The sequence below is a fragment of the Sinomonas flava genome, assembly GCF_039531875.1.
Classification (GTDB): domain Bacteria; phylum Actinomycetota; class Actinomycetes; order Actinomycetales; family Micrococcaceae; genus Sinomonas; species Sinomonas flava.
Map to the genome: position 1 here is coordinate 738446 of NZ_BAAAQW010000003.1, position 17263 is coordinate 755708.

14 protein-coding genes are annotated in these 17263 nt (G+C 62.8%); 3 read left to right on the forward strand and 11 right to left on the reverse strand.

Annotation, left to right across the window (positions count from 1 at the left end; genetic code table 11):
- Positions 1-95 precede the first annotated feature (95 nt).
- The 11 genes from ABD298_RS06065 to ABD298_RS06115 form a co-directional block, all read right to left on the reverse strand.
- Entirely contained in the window at positions 96-1250 is a 1155-nt protein-coding gene (locus ABD298_RS06065) for a hypothetical protein (RefSeq protein ID WP_344298743.1), read from the reverse strand.
- A complete protein-coding gene (locus ABD298_RS06070) occupies positions 1247-2296 on the reverse strand; it encodes a glycosyltransferase family 4 protein (protein ID WP_344298744.1) in 1050 nt (349 codons plus the stop codon). Before ABD298_RS06070 ends, ABD298_RS06065 begins: the two co-directional genes overlap by 4 nt.
- Positions 2296-3429: a glycosyltransferase family 4 protein gene (locus tag ABD298_RS06075; RefSeq protein ID WP_344298745.1), complete on the reverse strand. Its 1134-nt coding sequence runs from the start codon at positions 3427-3429 to the stop codon at positions 2296-2298. The genes ABD298_RS06070 and ABD298_RS06075 overlap by 1 nt, the downstream gene beginning before the upstream one ends.
- Positions 3383-5626 carry an N-acetylneuraminate synthase family protein gene (locus ABD298_RS06080; protein WP_344298746.1) on the reverse strand — a complete coding sequence of 748 codons (2244 nt, stop codon included), beginning with the start codon at positions 5624-5626 and terminating at the stop codon, positions 3383-3385. The genes ABD298_RS06075 and ABD298_RS06080 overlap by 47 nt, the downstream gene beginning before the upstream one ends.
- Complete coding sequence (locus ABD298_RS06085; RefSeq protein WP_344298747.1) at positions 5623-6339, reverse strand: acylneuraminate cytidylyltransferase family protein; 717 nt, start codon at positions 6337-6339, stop codon at positions 5623-5625. The genes ABD298_RS06080 and ABD298_RS06085 overlap by 4 nt, the downstream gene beginning before the upstream one ends.
- The gene (locus ABD298_RS06090) at positions 6336-7373 is read right to left on the reverse strand and encodes an RNA-binding protein (RefSeq protein ID WP_344298748.1); all 1038 of its coding nucleotides are present in this window, start codon (positions 7371-7373) and stop codon (positions 6336-6338) included. Before ABD298_RS06090 ends, ABD298_RS06085 begins: the two co-directional genes overlap by 4 nt.
- Positions 7364-8107, reverse strand: a complete 744-nt coding sequence (locus ABD298_RS06095; protein ID WP_344298749.1) for a CgeB family protein — start codon at positions 8105-8107, stop codon at positions 7364-7366. Before ABD298_RS06095 ends, ABD298_RS06090 begins: the two co-directional genes overlap by 10 nt.
- Before the next feature lie 248 nt (positions 8108-8355).
- Positions 8356-9423: an NAD-dependent epimerase/dehydratase family protein gene (locus ABD298_RS06100; protein ID WP_344298750.1), complete on the reverse strand. Its 1068-nt coding sequence runs from the start codon at positions 9421-9423 to the stop codon at positions 8356-8358.
- Positions 9420-10001: an acyltransferase gene (locus ABD298_RS06105; protein ID WP_344298751.1), complete on the reverse strand. Its 582-nt coding sequence runs from the start codon at positions 9999-10001 to the stop codon at positions 9420-9422. The genes ABD298_RS06100 and ABD298_RS06105 overlap by 4 nt, the downstream gene beginning before the upstream one ends.
- The gene (locus ABD298_RS06110; RefSeq protein ID WP_344299062.1) at positions 9998-10882 is read right to left on the reverse strand and encodes a glycosyltransferase family 2 protein; all 885 of its coding nucleotides are present in this window, start codon (positions 10880-10882) and stop codon (positions 9998-10000) included. Before ABD298_RS06110 ends, ABD298_RS06105 begins: the two co-directional genes overlap by 4 nt.
- Before the next feature lie 169 nt (positions 10883-11051).
- Positions 11052-12536: an oligosaccharide flippase family protein gene (locus ABD298_RS06115; protein ID WP_344298752.1), complete on the reverse strand. Its 1485-nt coding sequence runs from the start codon at positions 12534-12536 to the stop codon at positions 11052-11054.
- A gap of 533 nt (positions 12537-13069) precedes the next feature.
- Between ABD298_RS06115 and ABD298_RS06120 the strand changes: the two genes are divergently transcribed.
- The 3 genes from ABD298_RS06120 to ABD298_RS06130 all read left to right on the forward strand — a co-directional run bounded on the left by ABD298_RS06120 (position 13070) and on the right by ABD298_RS06130 (position 17166).
- The gene (locus ABD298_RS06120) at positions 13070-14182 is read left to right on the forward strand and encodes an acyltransferase family protein (protein WP_344298753.1); all 1113 of its coding nucleotides are present in this window, start codon (positions 13070-13072) and stop codon (positions 14180-14182) included.
- Between the two features lie 265 nt (positions 14183-14447).
- Positions 14448-15461, forward strand: coding sequence for a UDP-glucose 4-epimerase GalE (galE, locus tag ABD298_RS06125; RefSeq protein ID WP_344298754.1), 1014 nt, complete (start codon positions 14448-14450; stop codon positions 15459-15461).
- A gap of 232 nt (positions 15462-15693) precedes the next feature.
- Positions 15694-17166, forward strand: coding sequence for a sugar transferase (locus ABD298_RS06130; RefSeq protein WP_344298755.1), 1473 nt, complete (start codon positions 15694-15696; stop codon positions 17164-17166).
- Positions 17167-17263: the final 97 nt, after the last annotated feature.

The following is a 17263-nucleotide window of genomic DNA, read 5'->3' on the forward strand; positions in this document are numbered from 1 at the left end:
CGCGAGGAGAACCGCGTACGCTCCCGTGAAGTGGTAGACGACCACGGCTAGCAAAGCGATCACACGAAAGCCATCCAGCTCCCTGAAACGCCTCATCAGGCCCCCCTGTAGAAACGTTGGTCGACTGCTGGCCGAAAGGCCGCCCGCGACACAAGCAGGCATCCCAGAAGCAGAAATCCACTGAGTGACAGGAAGACTTCACCGAGCTTGAGGCCGCAAATCAGCAGTGCGACCATCGCTCCCTCAAGCGCAGGGATCCGACGGTATGCATGGCGCGACAATGGGCCGAGACCTAGAACCACAAAGAGGCCGACGACGCCGAAAAGCGCAACCCATCCGCCCTCGACATACAGTCCGAGATACGAATCATGGAAGAACCACGGGTGGCCGTTGATGGTTGTCATGGCTTCCCCCAGGCCGAGCCCATAGGGCGGAGACGTGGCGGCTTTGGCAGCGGCAGCCTCCCCGATCCGCTCGCGCAGCTCATCACTCCCGGCGCGGTCCTTGAAAATCCATGACTGGGAGAAATTTTCCTCGAGGTAGTTCACTAGTAGCATCGCGAGTGCAAGAACCGGAAGCTGGAAGACCCGGGGCATCCGCTTGGTCATCGTCAGCCATCCCACGGCAATTGCGAAGGCAGTCAACGATGTGCGGGAGCCCGTCAGGAATACCGTAACAAACCCATAAACCACCAAAGTTTTCCTCAGGCCGGCCCGTTCGACAAATGGCAGTAGAAGAAGCGGCGTGAGGCAGTAGAACATTCCCGCAACGTTTTTGTCGCCTAAGTATCCCATGAGGACTCCGCCATAGGTGTTTGGGGCAACGCCGAGATAGAAGAGAACGACATTGACTGCACCGCCCGCAAGCACTCCGACAAGTCCGTTGCGTAGGTTTACTCGGCCTGTTGCAATGACCATGGTGAGCGTCACCATGAGGCCCAAACGGGTCGCGCGGCGCACCCAATCGGCTTCGTTGACTATAGATTCGACCGCCAGATAAAAAAGGAGCCCAATCCAGAATGGAAGGTACCATTGCGCCGACGCCAGAGAGGCCCGGGGCCTTCGAAACAGCGTCCAAGCCACGAGTATCAGGACAGCAATGTCAGAACCCGGGACTGGCACCCCTGGGATGACCGCACCCTCAAGGACAAAACATGCGAACAGCAGAAACTCGAGGAACGAGGAGACTCGAATCTCCGCAACGGCCGAGAGCGCGGTCGGTCGGCTCCGGACCAGAGTCTGGGCCATCATGAGACATCCGTCCTTGTCATCGAGTCAGTGCCGGAGAGTTCCCAGCGCCGCATCATGCTGGCCGTCCGTCGCCGTCCTGCTTTCGGTGACCATTCGCGTTCCCACCGTGCGAATCCCTCCTCGGCACTCTCCCGCTTGCGTGGACTCTCGGCTGCACGACGAATCGCGCGCGCCAAGTCCACGGCATCTTCTGGGGTCGTAAGCCAAGCTGAGGCGCCCGTTACCTCGGGCAGGGCTCCGCTCCTACTGGCTACGATAGGGACTCGTGCTGACATGGCTTCTGCTGCTACTAATCCGAAGGGCTCGTTCCAGACGGACGGACATGCAAAAAGGTCCACTCTGCTAAAAAGGTTCCCCGGCTCAACCCAGCCGAGGCGGTCAACATTGGGCGCAATGCGGTCCAGCGCTTGGTCGACGAATCGCGCTGCCTTGTCGCTGACAAATCGCGGTTCGCCCGCGACGACAAGTCGGCAGTCAAAGCCCTCGTCGTTGAGGATCTGCACTGCCTCAGCGAGGACGTGTATCCCCTTGTCCGAGGAAAGCCGGCCTAGGAATCCGATGCGCAGCACATCCTCAGGGGCCGGCCTCACCGCTTTCACCTGCTCGACCCAGTTGCCAAAGACGATGCTTCCGGGCACATGGTGTGACATCCAATGCGACGGGACAAGGGTGTCAAGCGCTCCCTTGCGGGCGAGCGAGGCAAGCCATCGCTGCCCGCCTAGCGGCAGCTGATGCAGATGGACGATGCGGCGGCCCAGACCGGAGAGGGCAAAGGCTGGGACAAGGCCGTTGCACCACAGCAGCATGTTCCGCCGGGAGCGTGCCCAGAGGCGCAGGCGCAACGCGTACTCCCAGCGCGTTCGGCTCGCGATCCCGATAACGTCAAAGCCCCTCTGGCGCGCGGCCAGGACTACCCCGTTCGGCTGGGCCGGTCCTACGATAACGACACTGACGGCGAGCTCGCGAAGTGCCTCGGCAATGTTCAGGAGCATGACTTCGCCCCCGCCGATGTCTCCGTTGTTGCTCAGAAGCGCGACCGTCTGCATCAGGAGGTCCTCTCGTATACGGACACCGTCCGCTCGGCCATGTCCTCTCTTGTCAGCCACGCCGACGGGGGCCGGAACCCTGCCGCGGCCTGAGCCGCAATCGTGGCAGCGACGGCAGCAGTGTCGCTGGCATCCACGAGGCAATGGTCGGGGAGGATCTCCGGATTCCCGCCGACGGGAGTCGCGACGACGCCGAGTCCTGCTGCGATCGCGTCCAGGAGTGTGTAGGAGCAGTTCTCCCATACCGAGAGCTGTACGACGACATCGACCTGGGCCATTGCTGCGCCGGCATCGACGAAACCAGGGAAGGTCACTGCGTCTTCGAGGCCGAGCTCTTTTGCCCGGGCCTGAAGATCCTCCCGGTCCGGCCCCTCTCCGGCGATGGTGAGCGTCGCCTTTGGATGCGTGCGACGCATCTCGGAGAACGCGAGCAGAAGTTCGGGTATGCGCTTCTCAGGGGAGAGCCGTGAGAGCGAGAGGATCCGAGGACCCTCTCCTGACTGAACTGACTGGCCGACCTGAACCGAATGGACCGCGCGTGACCGTACCTCCTGGGCATCCACACCGTTTGGGACCACCACGATGTCCTGGGCGGGACGCCACTTGCGGACCATCGCGCGCTTGGTCGCCTCGGACACGGCGATGACGGCGCGTGCTCGTCTCAGCCTGGCGGTGTGGAGGAGTGCCTTAAGCTGGGACCTCCAGGCCCTGCCGTGGTAGACGGTATCGTCGGCGGCGATGCCGTGCTCAGTGGTCACGTAGCGAGCACCAGTGCCGATCGTAGCGACGGCCGCGACAACATCCGCGTAGGCCAAGTGTGCGTGCACCACGGAAGGCTGCAGCGCCCGAATGTTCGTTCGCAGCGTGCTCACCGAGGCGCGGAAGCCCGCATCGGGACCGAACGCACCGGTCAAGACTGCGGCGCCCATCCCGCGCAGGCGTGTGGCGAGCGGGCCCTCGGGGCACAGGACCACGAGCCTCCAGCCGGGGAGCCCCACCGCCGCCATGTCAAGGACGTGACGGGCTACACCCCCAATGTTGGACACCGGGATGGCCCACAAGGCGATTGGCTGCGGCACGAGAACCTCAGAACCAGGCTTCGAGCCGGTCGAGCGCAGTCCAGAAGCCCTCACCCGAATTGACGTGCCCCTGCCAGATTTCTGGGATGAAGCCGACGCCGGGCGCAAGCCGGTCGAGCTGTTCGGCCAGAGCGGCCCAGTCCACCTCGCCCTCGCCCACCTGGACGCCCTCGCCGTCCACGCCGGTCGCGTCGACCAGATGCAGGTGGATGGTGTGCGGCGCGAGCAGTTCGACTGCCTCCGAGAAGGGGATGCCGAGGTGGTTCGCGGCGAGCTTCGAGTGCGAGATGTCAAGGCACAGCTTGGTACCTGTCGATCCGGCAAAGTCGGCGGTGTCCCTCGGGTCGAGGAAGAGGTTGTGGAACTGCTGGCCGCCCATGAGCCACGGGTACGGCGGGAGGGTCTGAGCGGCGATCCGCACACCCGAGGTGTCCAGCCGCCCCAGGGCGTCCGCGATCCGCGCGTACATGGCGGCCCGCTCGGCGGGCTGCACATGGTGGTCCTTGGTGAACCCGCCCATCGTGACGACCATGATCGGCTCGTCCTCCCGCTTGAACCACTTCGTCAGCGAGCGGGTGATGTCGATGGTCCGCTGGACCTCGGCGATCGAGCGCTCCCACACCTCGGGGTCGGCGGAGGCAAGATCCACGAGGAAGTCGCCGGCGAACAGGTCCGGCAGGTGGGTCGTGAAGCCCATGTCGAGGGGCTCGGTGAAGGCGGTGTCGGGATCGATCTCGAGGTCCTTGTAGGAGAAGTGGAACTCGAGGAAGTCCGGGGTGCAGTCCGCGATGAGCGCGGCGTGGTCGTGGTAGCGCACGGGCAGGCCCCACGGGCGGCGGAAGCGGAAGTCGCGGCCGATGGGCACCACATCGGCGAGGTCGCCGTCGAAGAAGAAGTCGCCTTCCGCGAGGTCACGTCGCAGCGTGCGGCCCAGGAGCTTGGGCAGGGCGTTCGGCTGGAGGCCACGTCCGGGGCTTTTGACGTCCACGTCAGCCTCGCTGATGACGGTACCCCGTGGAATCGAGCGTGCCGCGACCAGGGATTTGGCGAGGTTGACGCGATTCATCATCTCCCCCGTGGAAACCTGCCGCGGTGTGCTCTCGCCGATCGACTCCTCGACCTCGCGGATCCGTACCACCATGGCGGCGAACTCCTCGGGGAGGAGGGACACCTTGTGATCGTTGCCCTCCATCGAGGTATCCACGGTGAAGTGCTTCTCGATGATCTTGGCCCCGCGAGCCACAGCGGCGACGGGCACGTGGTAGCCGCGCTCGTGGCCCGAGTACCCGACCGGGGCTTGGGAGAGCTCCGCGAGCCGTTCCATATAGGCCAGATTGATGTCCTTGAACGGTGCCGGGTAGGTGGACTGGCAGTGCAGCATCGCGAAGGCGGTGCCCTGTCCGCGCAGCACCTCGACCGCCTCCCGGATCTCTTCTTCGCGGGACATTCCGGTGGAGAGGACGAGCGGGACGCCACGGGATCCGGCGTCGCGGATCAGTTCGTGGTTCGTCAGATCGGCGGAGGCGATTTTGAAGCCGGGCACGCCGTACTCGGCGAGCACCTGCACTGATGGCACATCCCACGGGGTGCACATCGCCGTGATCCCGCGCTCGGCCGCGTGGTCGAAGACCGTCACGAGCTTTTCGGCAGGGAGCGAGTACTTGGCCAGGAGGTCGAGGGTGTACTGGGCGCCGAGATCCTCCCCCGCGCTCGAACCGCCGGACTGCCGGTAGAGGGCGTCCAGATCGCGCAGCTGGAACTTCACGGCGTCCGCGCCGGCCTCGGCGGCGAGGTCCACGAGCCGTTTGGCAAGGTCCACGGAGCCGTTGTGGTTGTTGCCGATCTCGGCGATGACGAAGGCGGGGCTGCCCGGGCCGATCTGGTGCCTGCCGATCCGCAGGACGTCCGACCGGTCCACGGCGATAGCCATGAGGTGTCCGCGCGCATCGACGAGGGGCAGGTGGGTGACGTCACGCGCCATGTACGCGCCGAGCTCTCGGGGCGGCGTCGTGTGGCTGACACTGCGGACGCTGCGATTGGCAACGTCGAGGGCAGAGACCGTCAGGCCCGCGGTGGGGTTCTCGACGATCCAGCGGCGGAAGTCGCCATCGGAAAGGGAGCCTTGGAGGATGCCGTGCTCGTCGACACAGAAGACGATCCGCTCCTGGTTCGCCGTGATCTTCTGCAGTGCCGTGAGGACTGGGTCCTCCGAAAAGACGACATATGGCGTAATGTTCCGCTCGACTATCATCGCGCGCGATCTCCCCCCTCCAGCTCCTTCCGGAACCGGCTTAGCTGCTGTTCGGCGATGGAGAGGTCGAGCTCAGTGTCGACGTCGATGCCCTCCCCCTCATCCATCACGAACAGGCCGATCCGACCACCGAGGCGGTTGTCGAACTGTTCGTAGATGTCGGTCCGCGTCAAGTAGAGGGACCCGGTCTCACGGTACCGGTAGTCCTGCTCCCCGAGATCCTGACGGCGCGGCCTGCGACCCACAGTGTACGCGGCGCTCGGGCGCTCCCCGTCCGCGCCCATCGTCCAGAGGAACGGGGTCTGCGGCACAACGCCCACGAGGGAGTCGACCGCTGTCCGCTCGAACTGCTCGACGGCGCGGTCCAAGGTGCCGTGGAAGCGCACGGGCGAGGTGGCCTGCAAGAGCATGACGACCTCGGGCCTGCGGCCCTGGGCGGTGCGGAAGTCGATCGCGTGGCGGACCACGGGCTCGGTCGCCGTGGTGTCCTGGGCGAGCTCGGCAGGACGCAGGAACGGGACGTCGGCGCCGGCCTCGCGGGCGACGTCGGCGATCTCAGGATCATCGGTTGAGACGAGCACGTCGAGTCCGCTGGCACTCAGCGCCTGCTCGATCGTCCAGACCACGAGCGGCTTGCCCGCCACCGGGCGGATGTTCTTCCTTGGCACGCCCTTGGAGCCGCCGCGGACGGGGATGACGCAGAGGATGATCATGATGTCTCTCCAGAAAGTCTGAGGACTGCCGCGAGAATGCTCTCCACTGGTCTGCTTGCGGGCAGTGGGGGGGCTGGCGTGGGACCAACGTCGACGGCCCAGCGACTCATGCGGTACCGCGTCCAGAACTCGGAAAGCCAAGCTGGAGGCGAGGGGTAGTAGACCCAAGCGGGAATCCCTCGTGCAGCGGCTTCGAGGACACCCGTCGAAAAAGCGGCAACAACGGGCGCGGAGATCTCCGACAGCGGTTTCCCGCTCAGGTCGATCGCCATCCCCCGCTTCGACCACAGCGAATGCTGAAGCCTTGACAAGCGATCCGTCTCCGACGGGTGGGGTCGGTATAGGCACCCAGTCTGCCGCCAGAACTGACCCGCGGCACGGCTCATACCCCATCGGGAAAGCTCTGCGCCATGCAGCTGGCCCAGGAACACAGGCTGCCCATCGAGATCAGCTGAGTTGCCTTTGGCGTTGGCGGCGTCCCAGAACAATTGCGAACCGACGACCTCGTACGTGATATCCGTCCGTCCTGATTTCCAGAACTCGGCGTCACTCTCGCTGATGGCGAGCAGGTGCCCATTCGGGGGAAGCGGAGGCGCGAACGGCGTCATGAGGCCATGCTGGACGACCACGTGAGATGTATTCCGCGTCCTCGCCCAGGCTTCGGCTGCCGCACCTGCTGGGAGAAAATGACCAGCTGAAACGACGGTTTTCACAGAATCGGGGATCGCCGCTGCGTCCGAGACCCTCTCGGATGGTGCGCCGACAATCTGGGTCAGCCCTTTGGTGTCATGCACCGAACTCAGCACGGCGAGATCGAGGTCAGCGGCCAAGATTCCATATAGCGAACGAACCGTTGTCACGGATCTCGAATCGAGCGCCAGAAGCACTTTCGGATGAGCACCTCGCACGGAAAGGGAAAGGTGCTCGGGGCGTTTCCTGCTGGCATTGAACAGTGTCTGCCACCGTCGCAGACCTTTACGGCGTTCCTGCCAGGCCTTCCAGTCGTCAAGGTTCTCCGGGTGAATCACGCCCACAATGTCTCCAATGTCCGCATCCGGTGAACAAGCGTATGTTCCGCCAAGGTGCGCTTTCGGCCCCGCTCTCGAATACTGCCAGCCCAAACCGGATCCGCGAGCACGCGGTGACAGATCTCTGCCAGTTCCTCCTCGGTACTGAAGACCAAGGTTTCAGCACCAATCTCGTAGTGCATAGCAACATCCTGCCGATCGCAGATGTGCACCGCCCCAACACCTGGCGCTTCGAACGTGCGCATCGTGAAGCCGTCCTGATCGCCGTGGAGATTTAGGGTCGCCGCCGAAGCTTTCATGAGCCCATAGGACTCCGAGCGGTCCAGCTGCGGGCCACTTGCCACGCCAGGATGGCGGAACTGGCCGCTGCGAATGATATCAAGGGGCCTACGGGACCACCCCCTGCCGAATGCCTTGACGGTCACCCCGGCCGCCACTAGCCGGCGAAGCGTGGCTTCCCTGCCCGGATACCTCGCCCCTACAAAACTGATGCCTTCGTGACTTCGATCGACGACGTCGGCCAGAGCGTCAAATCCAAGGGGAACGTGTGTGACCGTTATTCCTGACGCAGCCAGTGTTCGCACATCGCAGGCACTATAAGTGGCAATGGGTCCGACGACCGAGAGCTGTTCGGCCGAATAGCGCATGCGCCGCAACTCATCGTAGAACCAGGTGACGTGAGGCACACCCGATTCTGACAGCGCCTCCCACCAATCGGAGCCAAACTGGTCCCCTTTCACGACCAACACTGCTTCAGGCCTGATGGACCGGAGGGCCCCGATCGCCCTGACAGTTAGTTCGGCTCTCGCCCATACCGCTTGACCACCCTCCGGTGGGCGGTGCAGGAGCCGCATGCCGACGCGACTCCTCATGTCGACCGGGCGATCATATAAATGAACGCTCACCTCATGTCCTATGGCACCGAGGGCCATAGCCATCGCCCTCGCGTACCCGTGGAATGCAGGGCTGACGAGTAGGACTCGCACAGCTACTCCGTCAATCCTCGAGACGTCAACTCGCTTAGCGCGGTTGACCAAGCAGATACAGCCGCTCCCTGCTTGTCCCAAGAATCCCGAACGAAGTCCGCGATTGCATCTTCGGTGGTCCACATAGGCATCGGCGCACCCGTTCGCAGCACGTGGCGGAGGTCTGCACACGCGTGGTCGATGTCGCCCGCACGCTTGATGTCCACATGCTTGATCTCCGTCTCCACACCGGGTGCGGCATCGATGCAATACCGGGCCACATCGTCGAGAGTCGTCCTCACTCCCGTACCACAATTGAGCACCCGTGGATCCTCCAGAACCCCTGGAAGATTGTCGAGATTCCACATGATGAGCCGCGCGACATCCTCCACATGCACGAAGTCGCGGGTCTGAGTGCCATCTCCATACACGGTGAGATCCGCCCCTTCCTTGAGCATGGCCACGAACGCGGCGAGCACACCGGTGTACGGATTGTGCAGAGCCTGTCCTGGCCCGATCACGTTCTGGGGCCGGAGGACCACTGACGGAACCCGGCCTAGGACGACGCCTCGGAGCGCATTTTCGGCTTCAGATTTGGACTCGCCGTAGACCGACAAGGGCGCATGGGCGTCTTCCTCGTGCGATGGCCTGAGTGTGCCGTCTGGGCCCGTGTCAAAGATCCCAGGCAACGAGGGTCTCGGAAAATCAAGCCGTCGCCCTTCGCCATATACCGCCCGTGAACTCAGGAAGACGATCGGCGCACCCCAGCTCACAGCAGTCTCGGCCGCCAGCTTCGTTCCCCTGACATTGACGCGACGATAACGGTCCTGTTCGTACATTGACTGTGCTGTACCGGTCTCTGCGGCTAAGTGGACAATCGCGTCGTGCACCGGGAGGTCGTCCCAACTTCCGGATTCGGCCACATCCGCTTCAATGAGGCCCCCGGGGAAGGCTGCACGGTCACCGTCAACGTCTTGGTGAACTTGCGGCAGCATCGTATCCATGGCGGTTACTGCGTGGCCACTCGCCGCAAGAAGCCTCGCAAGGTGCCTTCCGATAAAACCGGCGCCGCCCGTAATGAGAATCTTCACAGCCGCCCCTTCATTTCTGTGCGAATCGCAGCGGTTCGTCCATTGTGAAGGGGCCGCGCAGGAACTCCACCCACTACCGTCCCCGACGGGACATCGCGAGTCACGACCGCTCCCGCGCCGACGATCGCACCATCCCCAATGCTTACGCCCCCTAGGACTGTGGCGTTCTGTCCAATGAAGCAATCCCGTCCGATGACTATTGCGCCTGAGCCCACCGCAGATTTTGCATTGTCCATCACATGCCCGCCCGAGCTGATGAGTACGCCATCGGCAAACATGCAACCGTCCCCGACGGTGATGTCATCTACCGCGTGAAGATGCACTCTATGGCCAAGGTATACGTTGTCGCCGACCGACAGACGCGCATGTGGCTCAGCTTCAAGCCAACAGCCCTCATAGATGGCCGTGTTCGAGCCGACGCTAATTCTTTCTGTCCCGCGCAGCCTCTGCGGTGACACTATGACGGAACCATGGCCGAATGATCGGAAGGCATGACGCCAAACCAGTCCCGTTGCCAACTGCCCCAAGCGCCACCTCAACGACGGAGGCGCCTCTGTGATCATTCGCGCGATGTTCATCTGCTGCCTTCCCGAAGGTATGCCAGTTCTTGCCGTAGCGTTGCCAAAGCATCGATATCGCGGCCAGCGAGCTGGCGCAGCACGTTGACGCCGAAGTTCAGGGCAGAGGCGGCCGCCAAAGAAGCTCTGAGCTCCGCTGCTCCTCCCCACTTCCGGGCATAGCGCAAGCGCGAATCGACGACCCACTGGCGCCGACGCTGAGGATCCGAGGATCCACCGCCCTCATGCTGAACCGAGACTCCGCCAACAAAGACGCTGGGAATCCCCAGTCTGCGCAGCCGGCGTTGGAGGTCCACCTCTTCGGCGTTCATGAAGAATCCTTCATCGAACCCGCCCAGTGCTCGAACCTCTTCCGTTGGAAGAAGCATTACGGCGCCCACGACCCAGTCCACACAGACAGTGACACCATCGACACAACGCGTGTCATGGCCCACGGCTTCATGAAGGGTACGCAGGTCGCGATAACGGGCGAGGGGGGTGAGCCATTCTATGAACTGATGCTTCACGGCCGGGAAATGCCGGCCAACCCACTGTGGGCTGCCGTCAGGGCTGTGCACCTGAGGGCTCACCACGGCAGGCATCCAAGGCTCCGCGGCAGCGAGAAGATCGTCAACGAATGTTCGCCCCACCTCAACGTCGCTGTTGAGTACGAGTGCGTATTTCGTATTGACCAGCGCCAAGCCAGAGTTTACAGCGGACCCGAAGCCACCGTTCGTCCTACGCTCAACAAGTTGCACTCCCTCCGTCTCGGGGAATCGAATGGGCGACGCATCGTCACAAACGATGACCTCAGCCAATGCATCACCAGCCTGGTTCTGCAGGCTGCGCACAAGGGACATTGTCGGTTCGATATCACCGTAATGCGGAATTATCGCCGTCACGCACGACTGACCCAACCCAAAGCCCCCAAACAATAAGCCGAAGCCGCGGATGCCACATCCGCGAAACCCGAAACGATCGACAGCGGACAGGAATCCCTGCTGCCCGGGATGGTGACCTAACGACACAGGCCCCAAAGTCACCTATACCACACCAACTTTGACACTTTGCCTACACCAAGCGCTTCACGGTACGGATGACCTGCAGCACCTCGCGCCTCACCACAGGCACGAGCATGGCGACACCCGGAAAGGCCATGACTCCCGCTGCAATAGCGGTCAACGAAGGCCAAGGGGCCCAGTCGCTGGTCCGAAGGCCCGCAATGAAGCCCAGTCCCGCGGCCGGCGCCCAGATCAGAATCGCTCTGACTCCCTGCTCGATCAGCGTACGGGTCTCAACTCCCGACACCCTGCGAACAATGAGCAACGATACAACCCACATAACGCAATGGCTCACGAAGAAGCCGATTGCAACGCCATGCGGGCCCAGGAACCCCATGGCCGCCATGACAGCGATCCGAATGCACGTCGCCCACGCTGTAAAGCGGGCCAAGCTTCCCGCGATCCCCATCGCTGAGAAGATCCAATTGGCGCCACCCGCCAAAGTTGACATGGCTTCTCCCGCAATTAGCAACTGCAGGTATGGAACAGCGGCGGTCCACCGTTCTCCCAGAACGAGGGGCACCATGACCGGGGCAGCCGCCACGGCGAAGGCAGCTAGTGCGAGGACCGGATATACGACGACGACATTTGCGGAATTGACATATCGAACCAGGATCTCTTTCTCCGACTGAACCTTCGACAGCGCGGCGACGCCCACTTGGTCCAGGGGGCCGCGGAACTGATTCAATGGGACTCTGGCCAGTTGAACGGCGCGATTATAGAGTCCAGTCGTCGAGGGCGAATGCAGGATGCCCATTATAACGGTATCAGCATTATTTCCAACGTAATGAAAAAGCTGCGAAATAAAATAGCCTCCACCGATCCGCCAGAACTGCCCCATAGGCACCCCTCGGTCATACCGCTTTGGAATCCAACCGGCGAGCACCGAAATACCGATCAAAGAAAACACGCCCCCTGCAAGCTGCTGCAGGACGAGGGCTTGGGCGCCCCATCCAGAAAGAGCCGCAGCTACGCCTGCTGCGAGCCCAAGGAACCCGCAAGAAATGTCAACCGCCGTTAGCGCCCCGACCCGGAGCTGTCGCGCAAAACTAGCTCGGTACTGCGTTGTAAGCGATGCCAAGAAGATAGTAGGCGCCAGCCCAAGCGTTACCCCCAATACGTCTGGGTTCCTGTAGAGCACTGCCAGGATAGGCGCAATGAGAAAGCCGGCCATAGTCAAGGCCAAGCCGATTCCAGCATTCATCCAGAAAAGATTAGAACGCTGAGCAGGCGAGACCCGCAAGGCCTGAACGGCCGCGGTCGCCAACCCGGCATCCTTAACAATATGCCCTATTCCTATGATCGCCCATGACATTGCAAACACGCCGAAATCGACATCCGTGAGAACGCGCGCGAGCAAGATCAGGTTGAGCGCCTGAAGCGTGAAACGGACTACTTGTCCTCCCACCATGTGGGCCGCACCCCTGGCTGCCCTCGATGACAGCGGCCGCTGAAGGTGCTCAGCTTCGGAGTCAACTTCTGGAATGTCGCTCACGATCCTCCCCCAACGACCGGCTCCCCAAGCCCATAGCAATTCACCACGCCGACGACCAGCCTATACCTCGTCGACGCCGCTGAAATCTTGACCATGCCCGACGAAGTTTGGGGCCACGGCCACAAGACCAGCATGAGCATACTCGCGCTCGCGGCCCTGACTCGACCCTGACCTAGCGAGCGTCTCGGGCGTGCTCCCTCCCGGACGAGGATCCTGCCAACGTGAACTCGGGCAGCTTTCTCGCCAAACACCACTGCACAGCAGGACCAGACCAGGTCCACTACGGAGGGAAAGTGACGAACTTCACAAATGAAATGGCCGCTTTGGCTGCAGGCGTGCCCGTACGAAGGCGCTAGTCTGACGCCAGAAGCCGGATGGGCCGCTCGTCCGCACTTTCCCCCTGTGCTGGCCGAGCCCTCCGCGCGTTTGGGATTGATCCGCTCATTTTGGCTCAGTGGCAGAAAATTGGTGCGGCCATCGGCGGCGCCTGTCACTGCTAGCAATCAACCATTTCTGAAGGATGCGCGGCCTTTATGAATACCATACCGGTGAATGTGACGCTGCGGGAGCGACTAAGAGAACGCAACAACAGTTTGAATATCCTTCGGCTGATGCTTGCATCTCTGGTTATTGTCGGCCACGCTTGGCCGCTCACTGGCAGCAATACCGAACCGCGGTTGGAGTTTATCAGCCATGTCGCCGTTGACGCCTTTTTTGTGATAAGCGGCTATCTCGTTTCAGCAAGTCGAGTCAGCGCCAATTTGCTAGTCTACACTTGGCGGCGAATTCTCCGGATCTTCCCTGGACTAGTCGTCTGTCTCACTATTACTGCCGGAGTCGCGGCACCTCTCGCCGCTTGGGTCGCTGGAACTTCTCTCTCTTGGCCCAGTGCCCTCAATTACGTGGCGAAAGGATCGCTCCTGCTCAACCGCCAGTGGGGAATCGACGGAACTCTCACGGCGGTGCCTTACCCCAACGCTTGGAACGGCTCCCTGTGGACACTCCAGTTCGAATTCTTAGCCTATGTTATGCTTGCTGCGTTGCTTACCCTTCCCTGGGTCCGCAGGCACTCCACCTTCGCTATTCCGGCGCTAAGCATTGTCGCGATCATCTCGTGGGCAATGGCGCCCGGCCTCCTCAACATACACACAAATTTCTATCTCAGTGCTCTCCGTCTCGGGAGTTACTTCCTGACCGGTGTGGCGTTCTTCTTCCTCTCGCCACATATCCGCATCCGCCCCGTCGTGAGCGCCGCCTCTGCCTTGATCCTCATTGGGCTTTCATTTCTGGGCATTGCAGGTAATATCGGGCAGATTCCACTGGCGTATCTCCTGCTACAGATTGGCTCACTGAGCACGTCGAGCCCATTCACCAAGACCGACGTCTCGTACGGCGTCTACATCTATGCGTGGCCGATACAACAGCTGCTTGCGCTTTGCGGGTCGGCTTCGTGGGGCGTCATCGTCAATTCACTTTTGACTCTAGTCCTCACACTTCCTATTGCTTGGTTGTCGTGGACATTCGTTGAGAAGCCGATGCTTCGATTCAAGGAGGTTATGGGCGCAAGGAAAAAGTCTGGAGGGGTCGAGCTTGTGACCACCGCTCCGCAGTCCACCTTGGCTTCGGGGGCAGAGCCGCGAGCGTGATCTTATCGGTGTTCTTCGTTCGGTACTATGACGGGTATTGAGTTCCCGCCGGCCGCTGTCCTCTTGAGCGTGGCCGTGCCGTTGGAACGTCTTCGCTTTCTTTGGGGGGGTAATGAGCGCAGAGTGCCTTCAGATCGGGAGGCCGGAATCAGTGGTGCGCCCGGAGATGCGGCAGGGCTTCCCTGTCGCAGGGGGCGAGAGCGCACCCAGGGCGGTGAGGATATCACGCCTTCGAAACCGCATCCTGTTCAAAGGGGTCCGCTGAATGCGGGTCCTCGTGACCGGCGGAGCCGGATACCTCGGCACACATACGTGCGTTGCGCTGATGTCCGCGGGACACACGGTCGTCGCCTTCGACAACCTATCGAACTCGTCGAGGGAAGGCCTCCGGCGCGCATCGCAACTCGTCGGCCAGCACGTTCCCCTGATTGAGGGAGACCTCCTCGACCCTGCCGCTCTCGAGGAGGCCATCCACGCCACCCAACCGGACGCCGTCGTGCACTTCGCTGGGCTCAAGGCGGTAGGTGAATCCAGCGCGCGGCCACTCCGCTATTTTGACACCAACGTTTCCGGCACCCTCAACCTCCTCGGAGCCATGGACGCCCTGAGCGTCCGCCGTATCATCTTCTCCTCTTCCGCGACGGTATACGGCGCCACCGAGGCGGTACCGGCTCGTGAGGATCATGCCCTCTTGGCGACCAATCCGTATGGACGTACCAAGATCATGGTCGAGGAGATTCTGCAGGACCTGGCGGCGGCTGACCGGCGGTGGAGCATTGGGATCCTGCGTTACTTCAACCCGGTCGGAGCGCATCCCTCCGGCAAAGTCGGCGAGGACCCTCGCGGCGTGCCGAGCAACCTTGTCCCATTCGTCGGACAGGTGGCCGTGGGCCGCCAAAAGATGGTCAGCGTCTACGGCGACGACTACCCCACCATCGACGGCACCGGCGTGCGGGACTACATCCACGTCATGGACCTAGCAGAAGGACACGTGGCAGCGCTCGCACGGGTAGCGGCCACCAGTGGGGTGAACGTCTGGAACTTGGGCACTGGACGCGGACACTCGGTGCTCGAGGTCATCAACACCTACGCTGATATCTCCAGACAACCCGTTCCTTATCGGATTGTGGGGCGCCGTCCGGGAGATGCCGCCGTAAGCTACGCAGACCCATCCAAAGCCGAACGCGAACTGGGATGGACGGCTTCGCGGGAGATCGCGGAGATGATCGAAGACCACTGGCGTTGGCAGTCGACTAACCCGGACGGCTACGGGGATTGAACTCCATGCTTTCGAACGCAAGAGGGGGCAACGTGATCGCCGACAGAAGTCGGTCGATCTGTTGTGCGGCCTGGGCCACGAAAGCGCTGTCAGCCAGTTCTGTTGTCCGCGCAGGTCATACAAATGTGGACGTCGGCCGTGCTGAAGCGCTGCCTAGCAGCCAAAGCCCAAAATCGACGTCTTCTGATGGGGGAATCATGACAACTGAATTGATCGAGAAGCGTGCTGTCCGATGAGCCTTCCGCAGACTCTCCACTCAGCGGCCCAGCGCCGGGCTTCTGAAGCCTCGAAGCACCGACGCCGGCTCCAGCTGACTGATCTGGGGTGCGTCATCTGGTCCGCCACAGGCGCCCAATTGGTGCGCTTCGGCACGGTCAACGACTCACTCGTCGGCAGCTCGCACGAATGGCATGCGCCCTACTGGCTCGTGACGATCGTCCTGGCTGCCCTCTGGTGGGTGGTCCTCGGCGCCTGGGGCACAAGGGAGACAAGCATTCTGGGCTACGGGCCCGAGGAGTACAAGCGCGTCGTCACGGCGTCCCTGTGGCTCTTCGGCGCCATCGCCATCGTCTCCTACGTCTTCCAGCTCGACACCGCGCGCGGGTATGTCGCCGTCGCGTTGCCGCTGGGCATCGTGACTTTGCTCGGAGCCCGGTGGGTCATGCGTGCTGTCTTGGTGTCGGCTCGCAGCAACGGCAAGCACCTGCGGCGGGTGCTCGTCGTCGGCTCCCCCGCGGCTGCCGCCCACACCGGGCGTCAGCTCAGCGAGCACCTCGAGGCCGGCTACCTCCCGATCGCCGCCTACCTGCCCGGCTACCCTGGTGCCGAGCTGCGGACGCCGGTGCGCGAGCTGCCCGTCCTGGGGTACGCCGAAGACCTCGACAGCATCGTGAGCATCGTCGAGCGGACGGGTGTCGACGCCGTCGCCATCTCGGGCGCGGCCCTCCCCCCGCAGGTCCTCCGGCAGCTCGGATGGCAGCTCGCCGCCCGCGACGTCGGAATGATCGTGGCCCCCGCGCTCACCGACATCGCCGGGCCCCGCATCCGGACCCAGCCCGTAGCGGGCCTGCCGCTCATCCACGTGACAACCCCGAAGCTCACGGGCGGCAAACGGGTCCTCAAGCGGAGCGTGGACATCGTCGCGAGCCTCGCCATCTTGGCAGTGCTGAGCATCCCCATGCTCCTCGTGGCCCTCGCCATCTTCATCGACGACCCTGGGCCCGTCATCTTCCGCCAGACCCGCATTGGCCGGGCCGGCAAGCCGTTCCAGATGCTCAAATTCCGCTCCATGGTCGTCGACGCCGAGGCACGCCTCAAGGAACTCCAGCGCGACAACGAGGGCGCTGGGCTGCTGTTCAAGATGAAGCACGATCCCCGCATCACGCGGCTCGGCCGCTTTCTGCGCCGCTACTCCGTCGACGAGCTCCCCCAGCTGATCAACGTGCTCCGGGGCGAGATGAGCCTCGTCGGACCCCGTCCGCCGCTTCCCTCCGAGGTGGCCGGCTACGACGACTTCGCCCACCGCCGGCTCCTCGTCAAGCCCGGCGTCACGGGCCTCTGGCAGGTCTCCGGGCGCAGCGACCTCTCCTGGGAGGACTCCATCAGGCTCGACCTCTACTACGTGGAGAACTGGTCGCTTACTCAGGACTTCATGATCGTGCTGCGGACCCTCCGAGCCGTGGTCGGGAAGAGCGGGGCATACTGAGCCGGGACTTCCGGCCCTGCTCAGCCGGCCGCCCGCTCAGCTGCCCGCCGCCGTCCGCACCCCCGTCTCGATCGCTCCGCTTCGAGCGCGCGTTCCC

What these genes read in the sequence shown, in the direction of transcription:
- ABD298_RS06080 (WP_344298746.1), bottom strand. Translation starts at nt 5,626, where the DNA reads ATGATAGTCGAGCGGAACATTACGCCATATGTCGTCTTTTCGGAGGAC.
- ABD298_RS06085 (WP_344298747.1), bottom strand. Translation starts at nt 6,339, where the DNA reads ATGATCATCCTCTGCGTCATCCCCGTCCGCGGCGGCTCCAAGGGCGTG.
- ABD298_RS06105 (WP_344298751.1), bottom strand. Translation starts at nt 10,001, where the DNA reads ATGAACATCGCGCGAATGATCACAGAGGCGCCTCCGTCGTTGAGGTGG.
- ABD298_RS06130 (WP_344298755.1), top strand. Translation starts at nt 15,694, where the DNA reads ATGAGCCTTCCGCAGACTCTCCACTCAGCGGCCCAGCGCCGGGCTTCT.
- galE (WP_344298754.1), top strand. Translation starts at nt 14,448, where the DNA reads ATGCGGGTCCTCGTGACCGGCGGAGCCGGATACCTCGGCACACATACG.
- ABD298_RS06070 (WP_344298744.1), bottom strand. Translation starts at nt 2,296, where the DNA reads ATGCAGACGGTCGCGCTTCTGAGCAACAACGGAGACATCGGCGGGGGC.
- ABD298_RS06120 (WP_344298753.1), top strand. Translation starts at nt 13,070, where the DNA reads ATGAATACCATACCGGTGAATGTGACGCTGCGGGAGCGACTAAGAGAA.
- ABD298_RS06065 (WP_344298743.1), bottom strand. Translation starts at nt 1,250, where the DNA reads ATGATGGCCCAGACTCTGGTCCGGAGCCGACCGACCGCGCTCTCGGCC.